A 25,860-nucleotide genomic window follows, 5' to 3' on the forward strand; every position below is an offset into this window, starting at 1 on the left:
AAGGAGGCACGATGAGTAAAACAACTTTCCTCGGCTTTGAGCAGCCGATCGCGGAACTCGATTCGAAGATCGAAGAACTGCGTTTTGTGCAGGACGATTCGGCTGTGGATATTTCGGAAGAAATCGACCGCCTGACGAAGAAAAGCCAGCAACTGACGAAAGATATCTACGCCAAACTGACGCCGTGGCAGGTGTCGCAGATCGCACGCCATCCGCAGCGTCCGTACACGATGGACTACGTGAATGAAATCTTCACGGATTTCCATGAACTGCACGGCGACCGCACTTATGCGGACGACCTGTCGATCATCGGCGGTCTGGCACGCTTCAACGGCATGCCATGCATGGTGATCGGCCATCAGAAGGGCCGCGATACGAAGGAACGCAGCATGCGCAACTTCGGCATGCCGAAGCCGGAAGGCTATCGCAAGGCAATGCGCCTGATGAAGCTGGCAGAGAAATTCGGTCTGCCGATTTTCACCTTCGTCGATACACCGGGCGCTTTTCCCGGTATCGATGCCGAAGAGCGTGGTCAGTCGGAAGCGATCGGTCACAATCTGTATGTGATGGCCGAACTGAAGGTGCCGCTGATTGCGACCATCATCGGTGAAGGCGGCTCCGGCGGTGCGCTGGCGATTGCCGTCGGCGATGCAGTGCTGATGCTGCAGTATTCGACCTATTCCGTGATTTCGCCGGAAGGTTGCGCCTCCATCCTGTGGAAATCCGCGGAGCGTGCATCCGATGCCGCAGAGGCGTTGGGCCTGACCGCACATCGTCTGAAAGCCATGGGCCTGATCGACAAGATCATCACTGAACCGCTGGGTGGCGCACATCGCGATCCGAAGCAGATGGCAGCCATGCTGAAACGTGCGCTGGCTGACACGCTGCGTCAGTTCCACGGCATGAAAACCAAGGATCTGCTGGCCGCTCGTCACGAAAAACTGATGAGCTACGGCAAGTTCAAGGAACTCAATACGCCGGAATGAGGCATGTCCGATAAACAGATGCCCTCGTTGCAGCAGGCATGCGAACGCGCGTTCAGGGAAATCCGGACGCGCGTTTCTCTTTCTGCCACGGCTGCCGAACGCTTCGATGCGCAACGCGTGGCCGTGGCTTATAGCGGAGGACTGGATTCTTCCGTACTGCTCCAGTTGATGCACACCTGTGCTGCGCAACAAGGCTTGCAATTGTTCACCTTCCATGTGCATCACGGATTGAGTCCGAATGCGGACCGATGGCTGACACATTGTGCGCAACATGCCGCGCAGTTGGGTGTTGTTTTCGATTCGCGGCACATCGATATTGAGCGGATGGCGGCGGAGCGAGGCGTGGAAGAGGCGGCGCGCCACAGTCGCTATGCCGCACTGGGTGCTATGTGTCTTGCACATCGCGTGCCCTTGCTGCTGACCGCGCACCATCAGGACGATCAGGCGGAGACGATACTGTTGCAGCTGTTGCGCGGCTCCGGTGTGGCGGGACTGTCCGGCATGGATGATGCCAACCATGCACCCGGTTTGCTCGGTGATCCGGCGCTGATGATGGGGCGGCCGTTGCTGCAGTGCGCGCGTGCCGATCTGGAAGCATGGGCTGCCGACCAGGCTATCTCCTTCGTCGAGGACGAGTCGAATACGGATACGCGTTATGCCCGCAATGCATTGAGGCGGGAAGTGATGCCGGCGCTGGTACGGCATTTCCCCGGATTCCAGCAGCGGCTTTCGAGGGCAGCGCATCATGCGCAATCCGCGCAGAAACTGCTCAATGAACTTGCGGCGCAGGATTTGTCCGCCTGTCTGGACGGCGAGGGACTGGATGTGACGAAGTTGGCGCAATTCGATACCGAGCGGATCGACAATCTGCTGCGATGCTGGTTCGCGTCGCGCGGCATGCGCATGCCGTCGACATCATGGCTGGACGAAGTGCGCGAGCAATTGCTGAGTGCGAAGCATGACGCTCGTTTATGCGTCATGCATCCCGATGGCGATGTTCGCCGGCATCGTAATCATGTCTTCATCACGCCGAAGCGTGATGATGGCGCCGAAGTTTTATCGCAAAGCTTCCAGTGGAACGGTGAACCTGTGATGCATTTCCCGGCATTCGGCGGCACGTTGTTTGTGGAAGCTGCAGAGGAGGGGATCGATATTGGATGGCTGGCCAAACAGACGTTGACGATCGCCTTGCGTGGTGGTGGCGAAAAACTGAAGCTGGCGTGGAATCGTCCTACACGCAGCCTGAAAGCGCATTACCAGGCGTGCGACGTGCCGTCGTGGGAGCGTGAGCGTCTTCCATTGGTTTTTGCAGGAACACAATTATTGTTCGCCGCCGGCATCGGCATGGATTGCCACGCGTTCGGGGCGGAACCGGGCGTGCGGGTGCGCTTCCGTTGGGAATTCGATGCTGAGGGTCAATCATCTGCATGATTCTGGTTTGACAATAAAAATGCTCGTCGAACCGTTGTCGGGCTTGTCATTCCGTGTCGCAGGCTGTAAAGTCGAGGGTTGATTTTTGCTCCTCATTTCAGCATTTCTTCCCCCTTATGGCTTTAATCGTTCACAAATACGGCGGTACGTCGATGGGCTCCACCGAGCGCATCAAGAACGTCGCCAAACGCGTTGCCAAGTGGCATGACGCCGGCTATCAAATCATCGTCGTGCCGTCGGCAATGTCTGGCGAAACGAACCGTCTGATCGGCTTGGCAAAAGAAGTGATGCCGCAGCCGAACCCGCGCGAACTTGACATGCTGGCATCGACCGGCGAGCAGGTTTCCGTCGCATTGTTGTCGATGGCGCTGCAAGCCATCGGCAAGGAAGCGGTGTCGTATGCCGGCTGGCAGGTCGCCATCAAGACCGATTCGGCCTTTACCAAGGCGCGGATCCAGTCGATCGACGACACCAAAGTGCGCAAGGATCTGGATGCAGGCCGCATCGTGATCATCACAGGCTTCCAGGGCATGGATGACGACAGCAACATCACGACACTGGGGCGCGGTGGTTCCGATACTTCGGCTGTGGCTGTGGCTGTGGCGATGAAGGCGCAGGAATGCCTGATCTATACCGACGTCGACGGCGTATACACGACCGATCCGCGCGTGGTATCGGAAGCGCGTCGCCTGAACACCGTGACGTTCGAGGAGATGCTGGAAATGGCATCGCTCGGTTCGAAGGTGCTGCAGATCCGCTCGGTCGAGTTCGCCGGCAACTACAAGATGCCGACGCGCGTGCTGTCGTCGCTGACCGATCCGATGATGCCGCTGGAAGAGGAAGCCAAGTCCGGCACCCTGATTTCGTTTGAGGAAGATATACACATGGAACAAGCCGCTATCACCGGTATTGCATTCAATCGCGACGAAGCGAAGATCACCGTTCTCGGCGTGCCGGACCGTCCGGGCATCGCTTATCAAATTCTTGGCCCGGTGGCGAGCGCCAATATCGAAGTCGACATGATCATCCAGAACCAGTCTGTCGACGGCAAGACCGATTTCACGTTCACGGTCCCACGTGGCGACTATGCGAAGGCAATCGATCTGCTGAACGACAGCGTGAAGAGTCACATCGGTGCCGCCAGCATCCAGGGCGATACGAAAGTATCGAAGGTGTCGGTGGTCGGGGTTGGCATGCGCAGCCATGTTGGCATTGCATCGCAGATGTTCCGTACGCTGTCGGAAGAGGGTATCAACATTCAGATGATCTCGACGTCCGAGATCAAGATTTCCGTGCTGATCGATGAGAAGTACATGGAGCTGGCAGTGCGTGCATTGCACAAGACTTTCGATCTGGAAAAGAGCAATTAAGTCCGATTCGAGAGTATCGTTCGGTTGACCGGACATGCTTGAGAAGTTATGATGCTGGACCTCGCAACGGTGCGTTTGTACTGTTGATCGATGTGGAGACGTGGCCGAGTGGTCGAAGGCACTTCCCTGCTAAGGAAGCATATGGGCTTAAACCTGTATCGAGGGTTCGAATCCCTCCGTCTCCGCCAAGAAATCAAGAAAAGCCCTCGATGAAAATCGAGGGCTTTTTCGTTTAAGCCGCCACTTTTCTGATTCGCTCTCTTTCTTTTCGCGAAATGAGGGGATGAATGCGTCCTGGAGAGGCTGCTCTGCGACTGAATCCCTGCCTGATTGATCCTTTTTTCTCACCGATTAATTCGCTCCTTGTTATTGCGCTGTGGCTGCTCAAAAGATTGCATAAATTGCATTTAATGGCGGTGGACATAAAAAATTATCGATTTCCCCTAAAGTTTGGGAAAACAGCGCCGTTACCTGACTTAGATTGCCATGAAAATATTTTCAAAATTTTTTGGGTCGAGCCCTAAAGTTCTGAAAAAAGCTGCCGTTAAAGGATGTGGTGAATAAGTGAATCCACTCGCCACGATGAGTCAAAAATTTAGATATCTGCGTGATTAAAAGATAGACGAATCTTTCTTGATTGTTCTTTTTCAGGGAAGGGTTTGTGGAAGATGTATGAATCCAGAGACCTAATGCCCAAGCCATTTACAGCCTGATTTTTTCAAGGCTGTGCCAGTTGCTGGTCGACGTTTGTAAGACAAACGCCTACCGGCTCTTTGTCGTCTTCGCTGTATTAAAAAACAGAGCGCTGCCAATTCCAGCGTTTTTCCACTCGCAGCAGAATGCATTCCACGGCGAAACAATTTGTTACAGCCGATTACATTCGAGGCGAGGGGCGACCATGACAACCAACGACATCATTGCTGAAATCCGTGACGCCAATCTGGGATACCTGATGCTGGCGCAACAGATGATTCGTGCTGACAAGGCGACTGCAATTTTCCGCCTGGGCATCAGTAGCGAAATTGCCGATCTGATCGAAGGCATGAGCAATGCGCAGATTCTGAAACTCGCCGGTGCCAACATGATGCTTGCCCGTTTTCGTTTCGACGACGGCGCGATTCTCGGCATGCTGGCCGACTACAACAAGGACCGTTCCCTTTCCCACTCGCACGCCGCCATTCTGATGGCAGGTCAGGCAGTGGAACAGATCGCCTGATATCTGTTCCGATTCGTCTCTCCATTTCACCTGCAGCGAGTAAAAAATGGCCAAGAAAAGCGTCGTGTCGGAATCCCAGGAAATTCAACTCGCCATCGAGCTGATCAATCTAGGGGCAAGGTTGCAATTGCTGGAATCGGAAACCTCGCTGTCACGCGAACGCTTGTTGAAATTGTATAAAGAGTTGCGCGGCGTATCTCCGCCGAAGGGCATGCTGCCGTTTTCGACGGACTGGTTCATCACCTGGCAGCCAAATATCCATTCGTCGCTGTTCATCGGTATCCATAAATATCTGATCGAGCATGCGCAGGTTACGGGTATTCATGCCGTCATCAAGGCTTACAAACTGTATCTGGAACAAGTCGGCCCGGGGCCGGATGGCGAACCGGTGCTGTCATTGACCCGCGCCTGGACGCTGGTGCGCTTTTTCGAGAGTAAAATGCTGTCGACTACCTGCTGCAGCGAATGCGGCGGTCATTTTGTGGTCCACCATCTGGATCTGAATGCAAACTATACCTGCGGCCTGTGCCATATGCCGTCCCGCGCTGGCAAGACCAAGCGTGCCAAGCAGGATGCGAGTGCCTTGGCAGCATAAAAACTAAAAACTTAACGATTCCTGTGAAAATCGAGAGGCGCTCCGGCGCAAGGCCGGCGCCTCCGGCATTCGGGAAAACGCCTGCCATCCTGGCGCTGCTGTTGCAGATCGCCGCCTTTCTGACTGTTTTGCTGCTTGCTGCGGGCCTGAGCGTGATTTTTCAGGCTTCGTTCAACATCCTGGTTGCAGCAATCCTGCAGGGGGCAATCGCTGCTGTGCTGTCTTGCTGGTGTCGACAAGCTTGGTGGTGGTGGATCATCCAGTTTCTTTTTCCCATTCTGCTGATTGTTGGGTTGGCGCTGCAGTTGCCGCCGATCTTGTTTCTGGCAGCCTTCCTGACCTTCCTTGTTTTGTATTGGAGTACATTCAGGACACAGGTACCGTACTATCCGTCGCGTTTGCCGGTGTGGCAGGCTGTCGAAGCAGTGTTGCCGGAGCGGGAAGGGCTGCGCTTCATCGATATTGGTTGCGGTTTCGGCGGGCTGGTTCTGCACTTGGCGCAACGACAGCTTTCTAGCCACTTTTCCGGTATCGAAATTGCACCTCTTCCATGGGCCATTGCCCGGTTGCGTGCGTGTATGACAGGCAGTGCGACGCAATTTATACGCGGTGATTACCGTTCGCTCGATCTGGCAGATTATGACGTCGTCTTCGCCTACCTGTCGCCCGTTGCCATGCCGGGCTTATGGGAAAAGGCTCACGCCGAAATGCGCCCGGGCAGCCTGTTGCTCAGCTATGAATTCCCTATTGTCGACGTGCCGGCGGACGAGATTGTCTCTCCGCAAGAGGGCGGTCCCGCGCTGCATGTCTGGCGTCTTTGAAAATTTATTCGCCTTTCGTTTGCAGGCGAACATCAAGTTCCGATAATCCGAGCCGTTGAAAGTGAATATGTGAAGGTGTCGATTTGCCTCCGCATGCCAAGGACCTTCGTGGTTGCGCATTGGCAATTGTTGAGGCAATAATGGCAACTTATAACTCATACTCATCAAAACGGGGAGCCCGCGCTTGTTAGTCATTATCGGATATGTGGTCGTTCTCGCTTCGGTGTTCGGCGGGTTCGTACTGGCAGGCGGACATTTGCATTCCCTGTTCCAGCCGGTCGAGTTGTTGATGATCGGCGGAGCGGCGACCGGCGCATTCTTTGTCGGCAATAGCGGCAAGGCGATCAAGGCTACCCTGAAGGCGCTGCCTTCCGCGCTGAAAGGTTCCAAGTATTCGAAGGCGCTGTACATGGAGCTGATGACCCTGTTGTTCGAGATTCTCAGCAAAGTGCGCAAGGAAGGCCTGATGTCTATCGAGGGCGATGTCGAGAGCCCCGAGGAAAGCCCGATCTTTTCCAAGTATCCGGCGGTGCTGGCCGATCACCATCTGACGGAGTTCATGACCGACTATCTGCGCCTGATGGTGTCCGGCAACATGGATGCGTTCCAGATCGAAAATCTGATGGACAACGAGATCGAAACGCACCATGTGGAAGGCGAGATTCCCGTCCACTGCATTTCCAAGATGGGCGAAGGTCTGCCTGCCTTCGGTATCGTCGCTGCGGTGATGGGCGTCGTGCATACGATGGCGTCGGTCGGCTTGCCGCCGGCGGAGCTGGGCATCCTGATTGCCAATGCGCTGGTCGGCACCTTCCTCGGTATCCTTCTTTCCTATGGTTTCGTTACGCCGCTGTCGAGCGTGCTCGAGCAGAAATTGCACGAATCGTCGAAAGTGTTCCAGTGCGTGAAGGTCACGCTGCTGGCCAGCCTGAACGGTTATGCACCTGCATTGGCGGTGGAATTCGGCCGGAAAGTGCTGTTCTCGACCGAGCGCCCTTCGTTCACCGAACTGGAAGATCATATCCGCCAGTCGAAGTCGAAATAAGTTGTACATATAAACAAGAAAAGAACAGCGAGCGGAGACTGACATGGCTGACGAAGGACTCCGTCCCATCATCATCAAGCGTGTGAAGAAACCGGGGGGCGGCCATCATGGCGGCGCCTGGAAGATTGCCTATGCTGATTTCGTGACGGCGATGATGGCGTTTTTCCTGCTGATGTGGCTGCTTGGATCGACCACCAAGGGCAATCTGCAAGGGATCGCCGACTACTTCAGTACGCCGTTGAAGGTGGCGATGGCAGGCGGCTCGGGCAGCGGCGACGCGACCAGCGTCATCAAGGGCGGCGGCAAGGACATGACGCGCATCGATGGCCAGCAAAAGAAGGGTGAGGATCTGACGCCTGCCCGCAACTACAGCCTGAAGGCAGCCGAAGAAGAGCTCGCCAGAGCCGAGGCGAAGCGCCTGCAAGTCCTGAAGGACAAGATCGAAGAAGCGATCGCCACGATTCCCAGCTTGCAGCAATACCAGAAACAACTACTGATCGACATCACGTCGGAAGGTTTGCGTATTCAGATCGTCGATGAAAAGAATCGTCCGATGTTTGCGCTGGCCAGTGCGGAATTACAGCCATATACCAAAGTGATCCTGCATGAGATCGCCAAGATTCTCAACGATGTGCCGAACAAGGTCAGCCTGTCCGGCCATACCGACGCCACGCCATATTCCAGTGGTGAAAAGAGCTACAGCAACTGGGAACTGTCTGCCGATCGGGCGAATGCGTCACGGCGTGAACTGGTCGCGGGCGGCATGGCGGAAACCAAGGTGTTGCGCGTCGTGGGACTATCGTCGGCCGTATTGTTCGATGCGAAGAATCCCTACAATCCCGTCAATCGGCGCATCAGCATCATCGTCATGAACAAGAAGACGGAAGAGTCCATTACCAAGGAAAATACCGAAGCGAATGTCGCGGACGGTATAGAGGCAAAGCAGGCCGTGGATGAGGCTGTCAATGTATCGGGTGTCGTGCAACCGGGCACATCCCAGCCGGAGCAGGCGCCACAGGTGCCATTGGTGCCGGCGACACATTGATCATGCCGATAAAAGAACGATCGGGCATATTTTCATCATGACGACCACCTCCAATTCGCTGGCGCTTCAGATCAAGGATCTGTTGTCGACGTTGTCGGAACATGGCCGGCAACACCTGAACGAGCTTGAGACCGACCTGATGCAGACGAATGTGCTGCTGACGGAAGCGATCGAAAAACTCGGTGCCAGTTTCATGGCAATCCATGAGGCGGTAATTGCGCAGCAGCAGCTTGTCGATACGCTTTTGACAAAAGAAGAATCGTTGCCGACGGACGTGGTAAGGCTGCGTGAGCAAGCCAGCCAGATCGATCTGCATGTCAATTCGGCGGTGACGGGGCTGCAGTTTCAGGATATGACCAATCAGTTGATCGGGCGTACGATGCGTCGCGTGGTCGGATTCCGTGATGTGCTGGAGATTCTTGGAAATGGCGCGAATGGGCTGGAGTCGGAAGAAAGCGAAGATAGAATGGTTCGCGCGCTGAGCAAGATCAACGAAATGCTGGAAGCGGAAAATGCCGTGCTGGAACGGGAGCTGTGGAAAGCGGTACGGCAGACGCATATGGAAAGCGGCGACATCGAGTTGTTCTGACGACGATGTGCGCAGGTTGCGAACCCAAGACAGAATTAGCAGGAAGCGGGAGTAGAGATGGCAAAGACGATATTGGCAGTCGACGATTCGGGATCATTGCGACAGATGGTTGTGTTCAGCCTGCGGGCTGCCGGCTACCAGGTAACGGAAGCCGTCGATGGCCAGGATGGACTCGACAAGGCAAAGGGACAGGTATTCGATCTGGTGCTGACCGATCAGAACATGCCGCGCATGGATGGCTTCACGCTGATTCGTTCGCTCAGGGCGATGCCTACTTATCAGGGTGTGCCGATTCTGGTATTGACGACGGAATCCAGCGACGAGATGAAGGCCAAGGGACGTGCCGCCGGCGCCAACGGCTGGCTGGTCAAGCCATTCGATCCGCAGCGGCTGACAGAAGTCGTGCGCAAGGTGATCGGTTGATTGTCGATGACGACAGGCATGCCAGGCACGAACACGGATAACGGAGCAGAGCGATGAGCATCGACATGAGCCAGTTCTACCAGGTGTTCTTCGACGAAACCGAAGAACTGCTGGCGGAGATGGAAAAGCTGTTGCTTGCCGTCGATGCGGCAGCGCCGGACCCGGAGGATCTGAATGCGATCTTTCGTGCCGCGCATTCGATCAAGGGCGGCGCTGCCACTTTCGGCATCACCGACCTGACGGAAGTCACGCATGTGCTCGAAACCTTGCTGGACAAGATCCGCCAGGGAGAAATGGCGCTGACGTCCGAGCATGTGGATGCGTTCCTGTCGGCCAAGGATATTCTGAAGATGCAGTTGGATGGACATCGCCTGCATACCGATGTTGATCTCGATGCGGTTGCCAATGTACGGATGATGCTGGAATCGCTGTCGCAAAAGGACGGCATACCGGTAACCGCGCCGAATGTGACGCATCCTAATGCAATGACGGCGATGGGGCAGGCAGATCGTCGTTTCCGGATTGAGCTGCCGCAAGTTACGCCACGCGATGTAGAAGCATTGGCCGCCGAACTGGGATTGCTGGGCGATATCAGCAGGACCACGCTGGACGATCAGCGCACGGCCTTTACGCTGACGACACAGGAAGGACCGGACAGCATCGTCGCGATCTGTTCCTTCATTCTGGATCCGAAGGATCTTGTCATTGCCGAAGAAGCAGTGCCGGCACCATACGAAGGATTGGATCGTTCGATCGACGATCGCCGCCGAATCGAGGCGGAGCAGGGCTACGGTTTCTTCGAACCATTGCATTCGACGATTGCGGAATCGGAACACAAGGCAAGAGAAGAAGCACAGGGTTATGGCTTCTTCCCGCCATTCGTGCCGCGCGCCCTGCCGGAGCAGGATGCGAAGAAGGCCGATGACGAAGAGGAAGCCGAAGCGCAATACGAGGCGCAGCGTGAAGCGCCTGCGGCAAAGAATGCCGCTGCATCGGCAGGCAATGCGAAGGCGACGAACCCCAAGCGCGAAGAACGCTCTGCCGTCAGTGCTGAATCGTCGTCGATTCGTGTCGGCATCGAAAAGGTCGATCAATTGATCAATCTGGTTGGCGAATTGGTGATCACGCAGGCCATGATCGAACAACGCAGCGGAACGCTCGACCCGATCGCAAACGAACGTCTGCTGGAAAGCATCTCGCAGCTGACGCGCAATACGCGCGATCTGCAGGAAGCGGTGATGTCGATCCGTATGATGCCGATGGATTACGTGTTTTCCCGTTTTCCGCGCATGGTGCGCGATCTGGCGGCCAAGCTCGGCAAGAAGGTGGATTTCGTCACGCATGGCGCTGCGACCGAACTGGACAAGGGGCTTATCGAACGCATCGTCGATCCGTTGACGCATCTGGTGCGCAACAGCATCGATCACGGTATCGAAATGCCGGAAGCGCGTGTTGCCGCAGGCAAGGGACAGGCTGGTCAGTTGTCGCTTTCCGCAGCACATCAGGGCGGCAACATCATCATCGAGGTCAGCGACGATGGTGGCGGCCTGAACCGCGACAGGATTCTCGCCAAGGCGCGGCAGCAGGAAATGCCGGTGTCGGACGACATGCCGGACGAAGATGTCTGGCAATTGATTTTCTCGCCAGGCTTTTCCACGGCGGAGACGGTGACCGACGTTTCCGGGCGGGGCGTCGGCATGGATGTCGTCAAGCGCAATATCACGTCGATGGGTGGTGCGATCGACATTCGTTCGATGAAGGGATTCGGCACGACCATCTCGATTTCGCTGCCATTGACGCTGGCGATTCTGGACGGCATGTCGATCCGCGTCGGTGATGAAATCTATATCCTGCCGCTCGGCTATGTCGTCGAATCGTTGCAGCCGGCACCGGACGATATCAAGGAGATCACCGGACAGGGCCGGGTCATCAAGGTACGCGGCGACTATCTGCCATTGATCCCGTTGTACAAGATATTCGACGTCGTGCCGCGTTTTTCCGATCCATCGGAAGGCATTATTGTCATTCTGGAATCCGACGGACGCAAGGCAGCGTTGTTTATCGACGAATTGGTTGGCCAGCAGCAGGTTGTCGTGAAGAATCTCGAGTCGAATTATCGTAAAGTGGCAGGTATATCGGGCGCCACAATCCTGGGTGACGGCGGCGTTTCGCTGATCATCGATGTGGCAGCATTGTTGCGTTCAAGTCGCCAGTTGAGCGACGAATCCATTTATTCCTGAAGAGGAGAATCAACATGATTCAAAACCATGACAACACAACCGGTGCCGAGACGGGCAACGAGTTTCTCGCCTTCACGCTTGGCAAGGAAGAGTACGGCATCGATATCCTGAAAGTGCAGGAAATCCGCGGTTATGAAACCGTTACGCGCATTGCGAATGCACCGGATTTCGTCAAGGGCGTGGTCAACCTGCGCGGCATCATCGTGCCGATCGTTGACATGCGCATCAAGTTCAATCTGGGTGAGCCGACTTACGACCAGTTCACCGTCGTGATCATCCTGAACATTGGCGGCCGTGTGGTCGGCATGGTGGTGGACAGCGTCTCCGACGTGATCACGCTGTCGCCGGAGCAGATCAAGCCGGCACCGGAAATGGGTACGGCGCTGAACACCGATTATCTGATCGGCCTGGGCACGCTGGACCAGCGCATGCTGATCCTGGTGGATATCGACAAGCTGATGTCCAGCTCGGAAATGGGGCTGATCGAGAAGATCGCCGCCTGATAGAAGGATGGGCGGTGGTGTGGGTGTCTGCTGAAACGATGCAAGCATGAAGGATATCGGACGATGAAAGCAGGCATGCAAGGGCGCGCGGAAGGCGTCAAGGAATTCGATTTCACCGCACGCGATTTCGAGCGTGTGCGGGCGCTGATCCACAAGCGTGCCGGTATCGCGCTTGCCGAAAGCAAGCAGGAAATGGTCTACAGCCGCCTGGCGCGTAGATTGCGCGCGACCGGCATCGATTCGTTTACCTCTTATCTGGACAGACTGGAGCAGGGCGGCGATGCCGACGAATGGGAGGCATTTACCAATGCGCTGACGACGAACCTGACGTCGTTCTTCCGTGAAGCGCATCATTTCCCCATTCTCGCCGAACACATCAAGAAGAAAGGGCGTGAGCCCATCGAGATCTGGTGCTCCGCCGCATCGACCGGGGAAGAACCGTATTCGATCGCGATGACTGCCTGCGAAGCCTACAACACACTGACCCCGCCGGTTCGTATCATCGCGACCGACATCGATACGAACGTGTTGAACACTGGCGCCAGCGGCATCTATTCGATCGATCGCATCGAGAAGATGGAGCCGGAGCGCGCTAAGCGTTTCTTCCTGCGCGGCAAGGGCACGCGTGAAGGACTGGTACGTGTACGTCCGGAACTGCGGCAGATGATCACGTTCAAGCAAGTCAATCTGCTGGCCGATCAATGGGGCGTGTCGGGACCGTTCGACGTGATTTTCTGTCGCAACGTGATGATTTATTTCGACAAGCCGACGCAGGGCAAGATACTCGACCGTTTTGCGCCGATGATGAAGGAAGACGGCCTGCTGTTCGCCGGGCATTCGGAAAACTTCCTGTACGTTTCCGACGCCTTCAAGCTGCGCGGCAAGACCGTGTATGAACTGGATCGCAACAGGAAAGCGGGCGGTGTCCCGCGTCGCGCGTGAGGTTGAACGCATGAACGAATCGATCAAAGAACATTTCGCGACCAACGTCTACTACGACCGTACCTTCGATTGCGATGCCGCGAAGATCCTGCCTGGCGAGTACTACTACACCGGCAAGGACATGCTGATTGTGACGGTGCTGGGATCCTGTGTGTCGGCCTGCATACGCGATCGCGTCAGCGGCGTGGGCGGCATGAACCATTTCATGCTGCCTGACGGCGATGCGGACAGCCCGATTTCTGCCTCGGCCCGCTACGGCACCTATGCGATGGAAATCCTGATCAATGATTTGCTGAAAGCGGGTGCCAGACGGGAAAATCTCGAGGCCAAGGTTTTCGGCGGAGGTGCCGTGCTGCGCGGGTTTGTCGCGATGAATGTCGGCGAACGCAATGCGCAATTCGTCCGTAATTTCCTGAAGACCGAAAATATCCGCATCGCCGCCGAAGATCTCAATGACATCCACCCGCGCAAGGTGTATTACTTTCCGCGCAGCGGCAAGGTGCTGGTCAAGAAGCTGCGCCAACTGAACAACAACACGCTGGTCAATCGCGAACAGGATTATGCAAACCGCCTGCAGTCGCAGAATGTCGGCGGCGATGTCGAACTTTTTTCCTGAAACAATGAACAATCAACGTTCTGCTGGAGTGACAGCATGAAAATCAAGGTCGTCGTCGTCGACGATTCTGCGCTGATCCGGGGCGTGATGAAGGAAATCATCAACAGCCAGCCGGACATGGAAGTAGTCGGCGTTGCGCCGGATCCGATCATTGCGCGCGAGCTGATCAAGCAGACCAATCCGGACGTGCTGACGCTGGACGTGGAGATGCCGCGCATGGACGGGCTGGATTTCCTCGAAAAGCTGATGCGGCTGCGCCCGATGCCGGTCGTCATGGTTTCCTCGCTGACCGAGCGCGGTTCGGAAATCACATTGCGTGCGCTGGAACTGGGTGCTGTCGATTTCGTCACCAAGCCGAAGATGTCGATTCAGAGCGGCATGCTCGAATACACGGAGATGATCTCGGACAAGATCCGTGCGGCGTCGAAGGCACGGATCAAGTCACGCACAGTGACGCATGATCAGCAGAAGCCGGGCGGCGATGGTGTGCTGCCTGCGATTCGCAATCCACTGACCAGTAGTGAAAAGCTGATCATCATCGGTGCGTCGACTGGCGGCACCGAAGCGATCAAGGATTTCCTGGTGCAGATGCCATCCGATTGCCCGGGCATTTTGATCACGCAGCATATGCCGCCGGGCTTTACCAAATCCTTCGCGCAACGGCTCGACAACCTGTGCAAGATCAGTGTCAAGGAAGCGGAGGGCAACGAACGCGTATTGCCGGGCCACGCTTATCTGGCGCCAGGACATTCACATCTGCAACTGATTCGCAGCGGCGCCAACTACATGACACAACTGGATCATGGCGAGCCGGTGAATCGGCATCGTCCGTCCGTCGACGTGCTGTTCCGTTCTGCTGCCGTGCATGCCGGCAAGAATGCAGTTGGCGTGATTCTGACCGGCATGGGCAAGGACGGTGCGCTCGGCATGCTGGAGATGAAAAATGCCGGTGCCTACAATTTCGCGCAGGACGAAGCAACGTGTGTCGTATTCGGTATGCCACGCGAAGCCATCGCAGTTGGTGCCACGCATGAGGTCGGCGCTCTACAGGCACTGCCGGGCATGGTGCTCGGTTATCTGGCGGCAAACAGCAGCCGGGCGTTGCGCGTGTAAAAAATTGCCGTACGGAATCATTATTTTGAGAATTAGACTGCTTCCTCGGTGCATAATAGCGGTGTGAAATATTGCAGACCCTGTTCGGGATCGGAACTGATTAAGGAATGAACGGAGCAATTCATGGCAGGTCCAAACACCAAATTTCTCGTAGTTGATGATTTTTCAACAATGCGCCGCATTGTTCGCAACCTGCTGAAGGAATTGGGCTACACGAATGTCGACGAAGCAGAGGACGGCGCGATGGCGCTGGCCAAGCTGCGTGCCGAACAGTTCGACTTCGTGGTTTCCGACTGGAACATGCCGAACATGGACGGCCTGACGATGTTGCAGCAGATTCGTGCCGATCCTGCACTGTCCAAACTTCCTGTGCTGATGGTGACGGCCGAGGCCAAGAAGGAAAACATCATTGCGGCCGCACAGGCAGGCGCAAACGGCTACGTGGTCAAGCCGTTCACTGCCGCCACGCTGGACGAAAAACTGGCGAAAATCTTCGAAAAAATGGGCGGGGCCTGAGCGGCCTTCGCCGTGTCTGTTCATGACGCGGCATCAAGGGGGAGTGTGCATGCTGCCGATCTGCGCATCAGCAAATCGTCGCGATGCCGGCTGCGTGCCTTGCGTGCAGCCGGCGCTGCCTGCTTCCATCATCCGTTCTCCCCACCTGAAATTTCCCTTGCTCGTTGTCGGTAAACTCATGCTTCGCCGAAATGAGCGGGATATCGCCTTCTCCGATTTCCGTTTTTCGATTCATTTTCCGATTCATTTCCCGACTCTTCAGCATTGATTCCCATGTCAGAAACAAGATTCATCGTGCGTGAACCGCTGCTCGATGCGGCGAAACAGATTCAAGGCTACGAGCTGTCCTGGCATGACGGCGGGGCAAGCGGCGGCATGGCCGGTGATGACGAGTTGCAGGAACTGCTGGTGTTCGTCGTATCTCAGCTGCAGAGCGACGAAGCTGCCAGCCTGTATGGCGATGGCGTGCTGTTCTTCGAAACCACGCCTGCGGTGATCGCTTCGGATGTGGTCGAGACCCTGCCGGCCAAAGGCACGGTGTTCCGCCTGAGCGCAGCCGATCTGTCGGATAGCGACACGCTGAATCGCGTGCAGGAATTGCGGCAGCGCGGTTACGGCATTTCGCTGTGCAATGCCGATGAACTTCCGCTCGGCAGTCCATTGCTGTCCGTCGTCAATTACGTCGAAGGGCCGTTCGGCAGCGAGGAATTGCATGCCCGTACGCTGGCGCGCACCGATTTCAAGGCTGCAGGCGTAAAGATCGTGGCCCGCAACCTGGCAGGCTGGGAAGAGTTCGATGCCTGCCTGGCCACTGGCATGCAAGCTTTCCTCGGCAATCTGTACATGCAGCCGCGGCCTGGTCAGGAACGCAAGGAATTGAATTCGGCACAGCTCATCATCGTCCAGTTGATGGAGATGGTGCGGCAGAATGCGGATGTGCGCCAGCTGGAAGACGTCATGAAGCGGGATGCGGCGTTGTCGTACAAACTGTTCCGCTATATCAACAACGCCGGTTTCGGCCTCGGTGCGGAAATCCAGTCGCTGCGCCACGCCGTCACGATGCTCGGTTATTCGCCGCTGTATCGCTGGCTGTCGTTGCTGCTGGCGACGGCGAGCACCAATGGTCATGGGGCGGTATTGATGCAGACTGCCATCGTGCGCGGGCGTTTTGCCGAACTGGCTGCGCACGGCATCCTGCCGAAGAATGAGGCGGAAAACCTGTTCGTGGTCGGCATGTTCTCGCTGCTGGACCGCTTGCTCGGCCTGCCGATGGCGGAAGTGCTGGCAAAGGTACATCTGTCCGACGCCGTTTCGCAGGCGCTGCTGACGCGCGAGGGAATCTACGGTCCGTTCCTGGCACTGGCTGAAGCTTGTGAAGCCGGCAACGGCGATATTTCCACAATGGCGGATGCATTATTCATCAGCGCACGCCGCGTCAACGAAGCCCATCTGGCTGCCCTGGCTTGGGCGCAGGGCATCAAACTCTGATACGCCTCCTCCTGATTACTCCTTGCGCAGACGCTTAAAAGCGGGGAGTTTTCCACCTTATTCTTTCGATGGTGCAACAGCTTTCTGACCAATAATCCACTCCATTGGTCCGTATGGCGTCATCCCGACGCCGGCCGGATCGGTTCAGGAGTCGGCCTTGGCTGAAGAAAGTGATCTCGAAAAGACGGAACCCGCGTCGCCGCGCAAGCTGGAGCAGGCGCGCGAAGAGGGTGACGTTCCGCGTTCGCGCGAGCTGGCGACCTGCACGCTGCTGCTGGGCGCCGGTGCCGCTTTCTGGTTCACCGGCGGCCACCTGATCAAGGAATTGAATGCACTGCTGGCCGCGGGGCTGTCGTTCGACCGCGACATGGCTTACGACATGAACCTGCTGTTCGAGCGCTCTGCGGTCCATCTTGTCGATCTGCTCATTGCCTTTGCACCGGTTGCGCTGGTGCTGATCGTCGTTGCGTTGATGTCGCCGTTGCTGATCGGCGGCTGGCTATTCAGCGCCAAGGCGCTGCAGCCGAATTTCGGCCGCATGAACCCGATCAAGGGTATCGGCAACATGTTCTCCGTCCGCGCATTGGTCGAATTGCTGAAGGCGATCGGCAAGACCATCCTGGTCGGCTGGATCGCATGGATGGTGGTGCGCTACGAGATCGATGCCGTGATGGCTTTGAGCGTAGAGCCGCTGCAGAGCGGCGCCGAACACGTCGGCCAGCTGCTGCTGGCCAGCTTCATGTTCATCGTCAGCGGATTGATCCTGATCGCCGCCATCGATGCGCCGTACCAGATGTGGCAGCACGCGAAGAAGCTGATGATGTCGCGCCAGGAACTGAAGCAGGAAATGAAGGAATCCGACGGCAATCCGGAAATCAAGGCGAAGATTCGCCAGCAGCAGCGCGAAATGGCGCGCCGCCGCATGATGGCCGAGGTGCCCACCGCCGACGTCGTCGTCACCAACCCGACCCACTTCGCCGTCGCACTCAAGTATTCGGAAACCGGCATGCGCGCGCCGCGTGTGGTCGCCAAGGGCGCGGACGAAGTCGCGGCGAAGATTCGCGAAATCGCCGCCGAAAACAACGTCGTCCTGCTGGAAGCGCCGCCGCTGGCGCGCGCGCTGTATCGCCATGCCGAGCTTGGCGACGAGATCCCCGAATCGCTGTACATCGCGGTGGCCGAAGTGCTGGCCTACGTGTTCCAGCTGCGGGCCTACAGCAAGCATGGCGGCATGCGACCTGATGCACCGACCGATCTGGACGTGCCGCCGCAGCTCGATCCTCTCAATCCTTCCGCCGATGACGCGGATAGCAATGGCTTGCCACAATGAATAGTCTGAGATTGCCGGCCTGGCTGTCGGGCCCGAATTCGAAAGCGATCGCCGCACCGATCCTCATCATCATGATGCTGTCGATGATGGTGCTGCCGCTGCCGGCCATCGTGCTCGACATGTTCTTCAGCTTCAACATCGCGTTGTCCATCATCGTGCTGCTGACGGCGTTGTATACCGTCAAGCCGTTGGACTTCATGGTGTTTCCGACCGTGCTGCTGGTCAGCACGATGCTGCGCCTGTCGTTGAACGTGGCTTCTACGCGCGTGGTGCTGACGCACGGCCACACCGGCCCGGATGCGGCCGGCAAGGTGATCGAAGCATTCGGCCACTTTCTGATCGGCGGCAACTACACGGTCGGTATCGTCGTCTTCATCATCCTGACCATCATCAACTTCACCGTCGTCACCAAGGGTGCCGGCCGTATCGCTGAGGTCGGCGCACGTTTTGCGTTGGACGCGATGCCGGGTAAACAGATGGCGATCGATGCCGACCTGAATGCCGGCCTGATCGGCGAACAGGAAGCACGTCTGCGACGCACGCAGGTATCGCAGGAAGCCGAGTTCTACGGCGCGATGGATGGTGCCAGCAAGTACGTGCGCGGCGATGCTATCGCCGGCATCATCGTCACGCTGGTCAATATCGTCGGCGGCCTGATCGTCGGCATGATCCAGCACGACATGACTTTCGGCGACGCGCTGGGAAACTACACGCTGCTGGCGATCGGCGATGGGCTGGTCGCGCAGATTCCGTCGCTGATCATCTCGACCGCAGCCGGCATCATCGTCTCGCGCGTGGCGAGCGAGCAGGACATCGGCGGCCAGTTGTTTGGCCAGTTGTTCGCCAAGCCGCAGGTGCTCTACATCACGGCTGCCATCATCGGCGGCATGGGTGCGATTCCGGGTATGCCGCACATCGCCTTCCTGTTCCTGGCCGCGGTCATCGGCGGTGCCGGCTACATGCTGGAACAGCGTCAGAAAAAAGCACCGGAAATGGAAGCAGAAGTAGCTGCACCACCGACCGCGCCGCCGGAAATGGAAGAGGCGAGCTGGAAGGACATCGTGCAGGTCGATACGCTCGGCCTGGAAGTCGGTTATCGCCTGATTCCGTTGGTGGACAAGGCGCAGAACGGCGAACTGCTGCGCCGCATCAAGGGCATCCGCAAGAAATTCGCGCAGGAAGTCGGCTTCCTGTCGCCGTCCGTGCATATCCGTGACAACCTCGAACTGAAACCGTCCGCCTATCGCATCACGCTGAAGGGCGTGGAAGTCGGCAGCGGCGAAGCGAATGCAGGCCAGTTCCTGGCGATCAATCCGGGCATGGTCAGCGGCGCGTTGCCGGGGCCGGTCACCAGCGATCCGGCATTCGGTTTGCCGGCGACGTGGATCGATGCCAACCTGCGCGAGCAGGCGCAGGGCATGGGTTATACCGTGGTCGATGCAGGCACTGTGGTCGCCACGCACTTGAACCACCTGATCACGACCCACGCTGCCGAACTGCTGGGCCGCCACGAAGTGCAGCAATTGCTGGATCACCTGACTAAGGAATCGCCGAAGCTGGTGGAAGACCTGACGCCGAAGCTGGTACCGCTCTCCACCTTGCAGAAGGTGCTGCAGAACCTGTTGGCCGAAGGCGTGCATATTCGCGACATGCACACGATCATCGAGACGATGACCGAATACGCGACCTATACGCAAGACGTCAACGAGCTGACCGCACAAGTACGTATCGCGCTGGGCCGCGCCATCGTGCAGCAGCTGTTCCCGTCCACCAACGAACTGTCGGTAATGACATTGGACAACCGTCTTGAACGTCTGCTGATGCAGGCGCTGCAGTCGAGCGGTCCGGAGGGTGGCGGCATCGAGCCTGGCCTGGCCGACACGATCGCTGCGCAGGCCGAGGCTGCCACGCAGCAGCAGGAAAAAATGGGATTGACGCCGGTGCTGCTGGTACCGGCGCAACTGAGAACGCTGCTGTCGCGCTTCCTGCGCCGCACGCTGCCGCAATTGAAGGTGCTCTCGCATGCCGAGGTGCCGGATTCGAAAACGATCAGAGTAACTAGCTTAGTCGGAGGACAGGTATGAACGTCAGAAAATTCACTGCATCCACATCGCGCGAAGCATGGCGCATGGTTCGCGAAACGCTGGGCCCGGACGCCGTGATTCTGTCCAATCGCACGGTGGATGCCGGCGTCGAGATTCTGGCACTGGCAGGCGAGGACATGGCTTCGCTGGCGGAGCCCGTCGTCGAGAAACCGGCGATCTCCGCACAGACGCTGTCGGTGCTGGCACCGAAGCACAAGCGCCTGGAAAATGCACAACCGAATCCGCTGACGTTCTCCGGCGCAGCGGCAAAGATCGGCGCAATGCCGATGGTGACGCCGGCAGTCAAGCCGATGCAGCAGGAAGTCGCCGTGCCGGAAGCCAGCCGCCATGAAATCGATACGTTGATGAGCGAGATTCGTTCGATGCGCGGCATGCTCGAAACGCAACTGGCGGAACTTGCCTGGAGCAGCGAGCAGCAGAAACGCGAGCCGGCCAAGGCCAGTGTGTTGCGTGAAATGCTGGCAACAGGATTCAGCGCCAGCCTGGCACGCTACATGATCGAGCGCATGCCGGCAGGTGCCACGCATCAAGGTGGCATGGACTGGATCAAGTCGGTACTGGCGCGCAATCTGGCGACCATCGGCAATGAAAATGAAATTCTCGAAAAAGGCGGCGTCTATGCACTGGTCGGCCCGACCGGCGTCGGCAAGACGACGACGACGGCGAAGCTGGCCGCGCGCTGCGTGATGCGCCACGGCCCTGGCAAGCTCGCATTGATCACGACCGACGGCTATCGTATCGGCGGTTACGAGCAACTGCGCATCTACGGCAAGATCCTCGGCGTGATGGTGCATTCGGTGCGCGATGAATCCGATCTGCGCATCGCGCTCGACGAACTGAAGGGCAAGCATACGGTGCTGATCGATACAGTCGGCGTCAGCCAGCGCGACAAGATGGTGGCCGAGCAGATCGCGATGCTGTCTTCCGCCGGCAGCCAGGTCAAGCGGCTGTTGTGCCTGAATGCGACCTCCAACGGCGAAACGCTGAACGAAGTCGCGCGCGCCTACATGGGCGATGGCCTTGCCGGCTGTATATTGACCAAACTGGATGAAGCTGCAACCATTGGCAATGCGCTCGATGTCGTCATTCGCCAGAAATTGAACTTATACTACGTCGCGAACGGACAACGTGTGCCGGAAGACCTGCACGTCGCCAACCAGCAGTATCTGGTCGACCGTGCATTCAAGCTGAAGCGCGAAACGGCGCCGTTCCAGTTCAACGAAACGGAGATTCCGCTGGTGATGGCGAATACGGCACGGGCAATGAAAGACAAAGGTTTGCGTGAGGTGATTCTTGGCTAGTTTCGAATGTGATCAGGCCGAAGGTTTGCGGCGCATGCTCGCCGGACCGAAACCGCGCATTTTCACGTTTCTCTCCGCCACGTCGATCGCTGAAAAAAGCGCGATGCTGGTCAATCTCGGTGCCTCGCTCGCTGCGGGTGGCAGCGCCGTCGTGCTGCTCGATGCTTGCGCATCGGCCAACGGCATCGCACGCCGCATGGGTGCCGAATTGCAGGCTACGTTACTGGATGTCGCGCGCCAGCAGCGCGCTTTCGATCAGGCCGTGCAGGCGATGCCGCAGGGATTCAGCATCGCTGCGCTGACTGCGGGTTCGTTGTACGCGGCGATGCACGATGCCGACCAGCGTCGCCGTCTGGCAAATGCCTTCGGCGTGCTCGCATCGCAATCGGATGTGCTGATCGTCGATGCGGAACTGGATGATGACGCTGCAGGCCTTCCGCTGGAAGCAATGGCCGCCGGCGATATCGTCATTCAGGTCTCACCGGATGCTGCATCGATCAAGCAAGCCTACGCGCAGATCAAGTGCCTGAATGCACAACTGGGCCGTCGCCCGTTCGGCATTCTGGTCACCGGTGCGGACGAACAGGAAGCGAATCTCGTCTATCGCAATATGGCGCAGGTCGCCAGCCGTTATCTGGCCGTGCAACTGTACGATCTCGGTTCGGTGCCGACCGACGAGCGGGTCACGCGCGCGGCGCGCTTGGGGCGTTCCGTCATCGATGCTTTTCCGATGGCAGGCGCTTCGGTCGCATTCCGGCGTCTTGCGGAACGTTTTGCGTTGCCTGCGCAGGAGATGGGCTTCGGAGCATGATGGCAATGTATACAGCGACCGGCAAATCCGACAAGGAACACCTGATCAGCGAGCATGCTCCGCTGGTCAAGAAGCTGGCGCATCAGATGAAGGCGAAGCTGCCGCCCAGTGTCGAAGTGGACGATCTGATCCAAGCCGGCATGATGGGCTTGCTCGATGCCGTCAACCGCTACGAGGAAACGCACGGCGCGCAGTTCGAGACCTACGCTGTGCAGCGCATTCGCGGCGCCATGCTGGACGAGCTGCGCAGCAGTGACTGGATGCCGCGCAGCATGCGGCAGAACATGCGCAAGATCGAGGTGGCGATGAACCAGTTGCAGCAGCAACTGGGCCGTGCACCGAATGAAAGCGAAGTGGCGCGCCAGTTGAAGTTGTCGCTGGCTGATTATCAGGATTTGCTGAGCGACGGCGGCGGCCACCAACTGGTCTATTACGAGGATTTTCACGATAACGACGAGAGCGAACATTTCCTCGACCGTTACTGCACCGACGAATCGTCCGACCCATTGCAAAACCTGATGAATACCGGTTTTCGCTCGGCTGTCATTTCTGCCATCGAAGCGTTGCCGGAACGGGAAAAGATATTGATGGGCCTGTACTACGAACAGGAAATGAATTTAAAAGAAATCGGCGCCATCATGGGAGTGACGGAATCGCGCGTATCGCAATTGCATAGCCAGGCGATCGCGCGGATGCGTGCCAACTTAAGGGAGAAGGCGTGGACTGGGGTAGCTTAGTCGGCATCATACTGGCGATCGGAGGCATCCTCGTCGGACAGACTCTGGAGGGTGGCAAGCTCGGTTCGTTGATTCAGCCTGCGGCTTTCGTCATCGTCATCATCGGTACGATCGGCGCGGTGCTGCTGCAGAGCGGCTGGAGCAACTTCGCCGCCGGCATCCGGTTGGCGGGGCAGGTCTTCATGCCCAAGCAAGACGATTATGCCGAGCTGATCCGCAACGTCACCAGTTGGAGCGTGATTGCACGCCGCGAAGGGTTGTTGAGCCTGGAGCGTGTGATTAGCGATATCGACGATCCGTTTACCGAGCATGGCCTGCGCCTGATCGTGGATGGCGTGGATCCGAAAAAGCTGCGCGAAGTGCTGGAGCTGGAAATCACCGCACATGAAGCGAAACAGCGTCTGGCGATCAAGGTATGGGAGTCGGCTGGCGGCTATGCACCGACGATCGGTATCCTCGGCGCGGTGATCGGCCTGATCCACGTGATGGAGAACCTGTCCGATCCGAGCAAGCTGGGCAGCGGTATCGCGGTTGCCTTCGTTGCGACGATCTACGGCGTCGGCTTTGCCAACCTGGTCTTCCTGCCGATTGCCAACAAGCTCAAGGCGCTGGTCAATCGCGAGGTTTTCAAGCATGAGATGCTGGCCGATGCATTCGCCGGCATCGCTTCCGGCGACAATCCGCGTCTGATCGAAGAGCGGATGAACATCTATCTGGCGTAACGGCATTTCCGTTCACGACCGCGAGCGCAATCCGCATGGCACGTAAAAAACACGAGGAAGAACACGAAAACCATGAGCGCTGGCTGGTGTCGTATGCCGACTTCATCACGCTGCTGTTCGCTTTCTTCGTCGTGATGTATGCGATCTCGTCGGTCAACGAGGGCAAGTACCGCGTGCTTTCCGAATCGCTGGGCATCGCCTTCGGCGGTCCGACCGAGAAGACCACGGTCATCCGTGAAGCCGAGCGCGTGCGCACCATTGTGCCGCTGCCGATCCAGATGCCGCAGCCGCAACCGCAGCCACGCCTCGATCCGGCAATCAAGCGCGAGCGCGCGCAGATGACCGATATCGCGCGCGACATCCTGAAAGCGATGGCGCCGCTGATCAGTCAGGGCAAGGTACGTGTGACGCAAAGTGCGCGCGGTGTCAGCGTCGAGATCAATGCCAGCGTGCTGTTCGCGCCGGGCGAGGCAAAGCTGAGTCCGGAATCGGAAGCAGCGCTGCGCGCCGTCGCCAAGGTGCTGACGAAAGTGGATAACGCCATCCAGGTCGAAGGCCATACCGACAACGTGCCGATCAGCAATGCGATGTTTCCTTCGAATTGGGAATTGTCGGCAGTACGTGCCAGCAGCGTGGTGCGGCTGTTCGTCGACAGCGGGATCGACGAGAAGCGCATGGTTGCCATGGGGCATGCGGCGAACGAGCCTGTGGCCTCCAACGAAACGACGGAAGGGCGCATGCGCAATCGTCGTGTGCAGTTGATGATCCTCTCCGGATTGCCGGAAACGGTGACCGAAGTGCCGGTGACGTCGGACGACTGATCCTTCTTCCTTTCTTCCTTTCTTGTACTGGTCCCGGTCCGCGACCGGGGCGGTTCGCAAGCCCCATCGACGTAAGCCGCTTTCATCCAGCTGCAATGTGTGATTTGGCATGTAATTTTTGCCATTTAATAATTTCAATACGAATGATTTGACATCGCATCATATGGCTGGCTACCATTGCCGCTGCCCGGCGACCTGCGTCGGCGATAGCATGCAAGAGGGAGAATGACCGGACGCATCATCAAAAGGTGGCACATTGCCATCCTGCTCGCAACGCTGTGGGCGACGGGCACGGCATCGGCGGAAACTACGCTGGAGCGTGCGCAACGGACTGGCACGATTCGCATCGGCTATGCCAACGAAGTGCCGTATGCCTATATCGATCTGCAGGGAAAAGTGACCGGCGAGTCGCCGGAAATCGCCAAGGCCGTCTTCGCGCAACTGGGCGTGACGAAGATCGAACCGGTACTGACCGAATGGGGCGCATTGATTCCCGGCCTGCAGGCGCGCCGCTTCGACGTGATCGCCGCTGGCATGTACATCACGCCGGCACGGATGAAACAGGTGCTGTTCGCCGATCCGCATTACCAGATGCGCGATACGCTGCTGGTCCTTCAGGGAAATCCATTACATCTTTCCAGCTACGCGGATATCGCGGCCGATCCTGCATTGCGGCTGGCGATCGTGGCCGGTACTGCGGAATACGATTATGCGGTCGGTGCCGGTATCGCCGAGGAGCAGATCTTGCAGGTACCCAATACGATCGCGCAATTCCAGGCGGTGATGACGGAGCGTGCCGATGCTGCCGTCGGTACCGCGCTGACCATGAAGGACATGGCGACGAAAAGCGAAGGACGTTTGGAAGCCGTTGCCGATTTCACCGACGATCCTTCGCATATCGGCTATGGTGCGCTGGCTTTCCGCAACGAAGACCAGGATTTGTGCGATGCGGTCAATGGCGTCATGAAGCAATGGCTGGGAACCGATGCACATTTGCAGACAGTTGCGCCGTTCGGTTTCGATCGCTCCAACCTGACGGACAAGACGCTTGCAGATTTCCCCGATGAATGACGATTTCCCGCTTTGCATGCCGA

26 protein-coding genes and 1 tRNA gene are annotated in these 25,860 nt (G+C 57.6%); all 27 read left to right on the forward strand.

What is annotated here, in order from left to right:
* Positions 1-11 precede the first annotated feature (11 nt).
* Entirely contained in the window at positions 12-986 is a 975-nt protein-coding gene (locus IEV40_RS08730) for an acetyl-CoA carboxylase carboxyltransferase subunit alpha (RefSeq protein ID WP_188420631.1), read from the forward strand.
* 3 nt (positions 987-989) lie between these two features.
* On the forward strand, positions 990-2,417 hold the full coding sequence (gene tilS / locus IEV40_RS08735; protein WP_188420633.1) for a tRNA lysidine(34) synthetase TilS: 1,428 nt from the start codon (positions 990-992) through the stop codon (positions 2,415-2,417).
* A gap of 116 nt (positions 2,418-2,533) precedes the next feature.
* Positions 2,534-3,787, forward strand: a complete 1,254-nt coding sequence (locus IEV40_RS08740; RefSeq protein ID WP_188420635.1) for an aspartate kinase — start codon at positions 2,534-2,536, stop codon at positions 3,785-3,787.
* A gap of 94 nt (positions 3,788-3,881) precedes the next feature.
* Positions 3,882-3,975 (forward strand) — tRNA-Ser (locus tag IEV40_RS08745).
* Between the two features lie 710 nt (positions 3,976-4,685).
* Entirely contained in the window at positions 4,686-5,003 is a 318-nt protein-coding gene (flhD, locus tag IEV40_RS08750; RefSeq protein ID WP_188420637.1) for a flagellar transcriptional regulator FlhD, read from the forward strand.
* Positions 5,004-5,049: 46 nt separating this feature from the next.
* On the forward strand, positions 5,050-5,598 hold the full coding sequence (gene flhC, locus IEV40_RS08755) for a flagellar transcriptional regulator FlhC (RefSeq protein WP_188420639.1): 549 nt from the start codon (positions 5,050-5,052) through the stop codon (positions 5,596-5,598).
* Positions 5,599-5,621: 23 nt separating this feature from the next.
* Positions 5,622-6,419 (forward strand): class I SAM-dependent methyltransferase, encoded by a 798-nt coding sequence (locus IEV40_RS08760; protein WP_188420641.1) that lies wholly within the window; start codon positions 5,622-5,624, stop codon positions 6,417-6,419.
* A 184-nt stretch (positions 6,420-6,603) separates the two neighbouring features.
* Positions 6,604-7,464, forward strand: coding sequence for a flagellar motor stator protein MotA (gene motA / locus IEV40_RS08765; protein ID WP_188420643.1), 861 nt, complete (start codon positions 6,604-6,606; stop codon positions 7,462-7,464).
* 43 nt (positions 7,465-7,507) lie between these two features.
* Positions 7,508-8,509: a flagellar motor protein MotB gene (gene motB, locus IEV40_RS08770; protein WP_188420645.1), complete on the forward strand. Its 1,002-nt coding sequence runs from the start codon at positions 7,508-7,510 to the stop codon at positions 8,507-8,509.
* A gap of 37 nt (positions 8,510-8,546) precedes the next feature.
* Positions 8,547-9,098 (forward strand): chemotaxis protein, encoded by a 552-nt coding sequence (locus IEV40_RS08775; protein ID WP_188420647.1) that lies wholly within the window; start codon positions 8,547-8,549, stop codon positions 9,096-9,098.
* A gap of 57 nt (positions 9,099-9,155) precedes the next feature.
* On the forward strand, positions 9,156-9,521 hold the full coding sequence (locus IEV40_RS08780; protein WP_188420649.1) for a response regulator: 366 nt from the start codon (positions 9,156-9,158) through the stop codon (positions 9,519-9,521).
* Between the two features lie 53 nt (positions 9,522-9,574).
* Complete coding sequence (cheA, locus tag IEV40_RS08785; protein ID WP_188420651.1) at positions 9,575-11,761, forward strand: chemotaxis protein CheA; 2,187 nt, start codon at positions 9,575-9,577, stop codon at positions 11,759-11,761.
* A gap of 14 nt (positions 11,762-11,775) precedes the next feature.
* A complete protein-coding gene (locus IEV40_RS08790; RefSeq protein ID WP_188420653.1) occupies positions 11,776-12,264 on the forward strand; it encodes a chemotaxis protein CheW in 489 nt (162 codons plus the stop codon).
* A 63-nt stretch (positions 12,265-12,327) separates the two neighbouring features.
* Positions 12,328-13,206 (forward strand): CheR family methyltransferase, encoded by an 879-nt coding sequence (locus tag IEV40_RS08795; RefSeq protein WP_188420655.1) that lies wholly within the window; start codon positions 12,328-12,330, stop codon positions 13,204-13,206.
* A 10-nt stretch (positions 13,207-13,216) separates the two neighbouring features.
* Positions 13,217-13,822, forward strand: a complete 606-nt coding sequence (cheD, locus tag IEV40_RS08800) for a chemoreceptor glutamine deamidase CheD (RefSeq protein ID WP_188420657.1) — start codon at positions 13,217-13,219, stop codon at positions 13,820-13,822.
* 36 nt (positions 13,823-13,858) lie between these two features.
* Complete coding sequence (locus IEV40_RS08805; RefSeq protein ID WP_188420659.1) at positions 13,859-14,935, forward strand: protein-glutamate methylesterase/protein-glutamine glutaminase; 1,077 nt, start codon at positions 13,859-13,861, stop codon at positions 14,933-14,935.
* Positions 14,936-15,058: 123 nt separating this feature from the next.
* The gene (cheY, locus tag IEV40_RS08810; protein WP_188420661.1) at positions 15,059-15,451 is read left to right on the forward strand and encodes a chemotaxis response regulator CheY; all 393 of its coding nucleotides are present in this window, start codon (positions 15,059-15,061) and stop codon (positions 15,449-15,451) included.
* Positions 15,452-15,500: 49 nt separating this feature from the next.
* Entirely contained in the window at positions 15,501-15,719 is a 219-nt protein-coding gene (locus tag IEV40_RS08815; RefSeq protein ID WP_188420663.1) for a hypothetical protein, read from the forward strand.
* A gap of 5 nt (positions 15,720-15,724) precedes the next feature.
* On the forward strand, positions 15,725-16,939 hold the full coding sequence (locus tag IEV40_RS08820) for an EAL and HDOD domain-containing protein (RefSeq protein WP_188420665.1): 1,215 nt from the start codon (positions 15,725-15,727) through the stop codon (positions 16,937-16,939).
* 157 nt (positions 16,940-17,096) lie between these two features.
* Positions 17,097-18,269: a flagellar biosynthesis protein FlhB gene (flhB, locus tag IEV40_RS08825; protein ID WP_188420667.1), complete on the forward strand. Its 1,173-nt coding sequence runs from the start codon at positions 17,097-17,099 to the stop codon at positions 18,267-18,269.
* The gene (flhA, locus tag IEV40_RS08830; protein WP_188420668.1) at positions 18,266-20,353 is read left to right on the forward strand and encodes a flagellar biosynthesis protein FlhA; all 2,088 of its coding nucleotides are present in this window, start codon (positions 18,266-18,268) and stop codon (positions 20,351-20,353) included. Before flhB ends, flhA begins: the two co-directional genes overlap by 4 nt.
* Entirely contained in the window at positions 20,350-21,675 is a 1,326-nt protein-coding gene (flhF, locus tag IEV40_RS08835; protein ID WP_188420669.1) for a flagellar biosynthesis GTPase FlhF, read from the forward strand. The genes flhA and flhF overlap by 4 nt, the downstream gene beginning before the upstream one ends.
* The gene (locus tag IEV40_RS08840) at positions 21,668-22,486 is read left to right on the forward strand and encodes a MinD/ParA family ATP-binding protein (protein WP_188420670.1); all 819 of its coding nucleotides are present in this window, start codon (positions 21,668-21,670) and stop codon (positions 22,484-22,486) included. The genes flhF and IEV40_RS08840 overlap by 8 nt, the downstream gene beginning before the upstream one ends.
* Positions 22,487-22,491: 5 nt before the next feature.
* Positions 22,492-23,223: an RNA polymerase sigma factor FliA gene (locus IEV40_RS08845; RefSeq protein ID WP_308632379.1), complete on the forward strand. Its 732-nt coding sequence runs from the start codon at positions 22,492-22,494 to the stop codon at positions 23,221-23,223.
* On the forward strand, positions 23,205-23,945 hold the full coding sequence (locus IEV40_RS08850; RefSeq protein ID WP_188420672.1) for a flagellar motor protein: 741 nt from the start codon (positions 23,205-23,207) through the stop codon (positions 23,943-23,945). Before IEV40_RS08845 ends, IEV40_RS08850 begins: the two co-directional genes overlap by 19 nt.
* A 35-nt stretch (positions 23,946-23,980) precedes the next feature.
* Positions 23,981-24,766, forward strand: a complete 786-nt coding sequence (gene motD / locus IEV40_RS08855; protein WP_188420673.1) for a flagellar motor protein MotD — start codon at positions 23,981-23,983, stop codon at positions 24,764-24,766.
* A gap of 225 nt (positions 24,767-24,991) precedes the next feature.
* Positions 24,992-25,837, forward strand: a complete 846-nt coding sequence (gene ehuB / locus IEV40_RS08860; RefSeq protein ID WP_188420674.1) for an ectoine/hydroxyectoine ABC transporter substrate-binding protein EhuB — start codon at positions 24,992-24,994, stop codon at positions 25,835-25,837.
* The last annotated feature ends 23 nt before the right edge of the window (positions 25,838-25,860 follow it).

It is taken from the genome of Oxalicibacterium solurbis (assembly GCF_014635845.1).
In the GTDB taxonomy this organism is placed as follows: domain Bacteria; phylum Pseudomonadota; class Gammaproteobacteria; order Burkholderiales; family Burkholderiaceae_D; genus Oxalicibacterium; species Oxalicibacterium solurbis.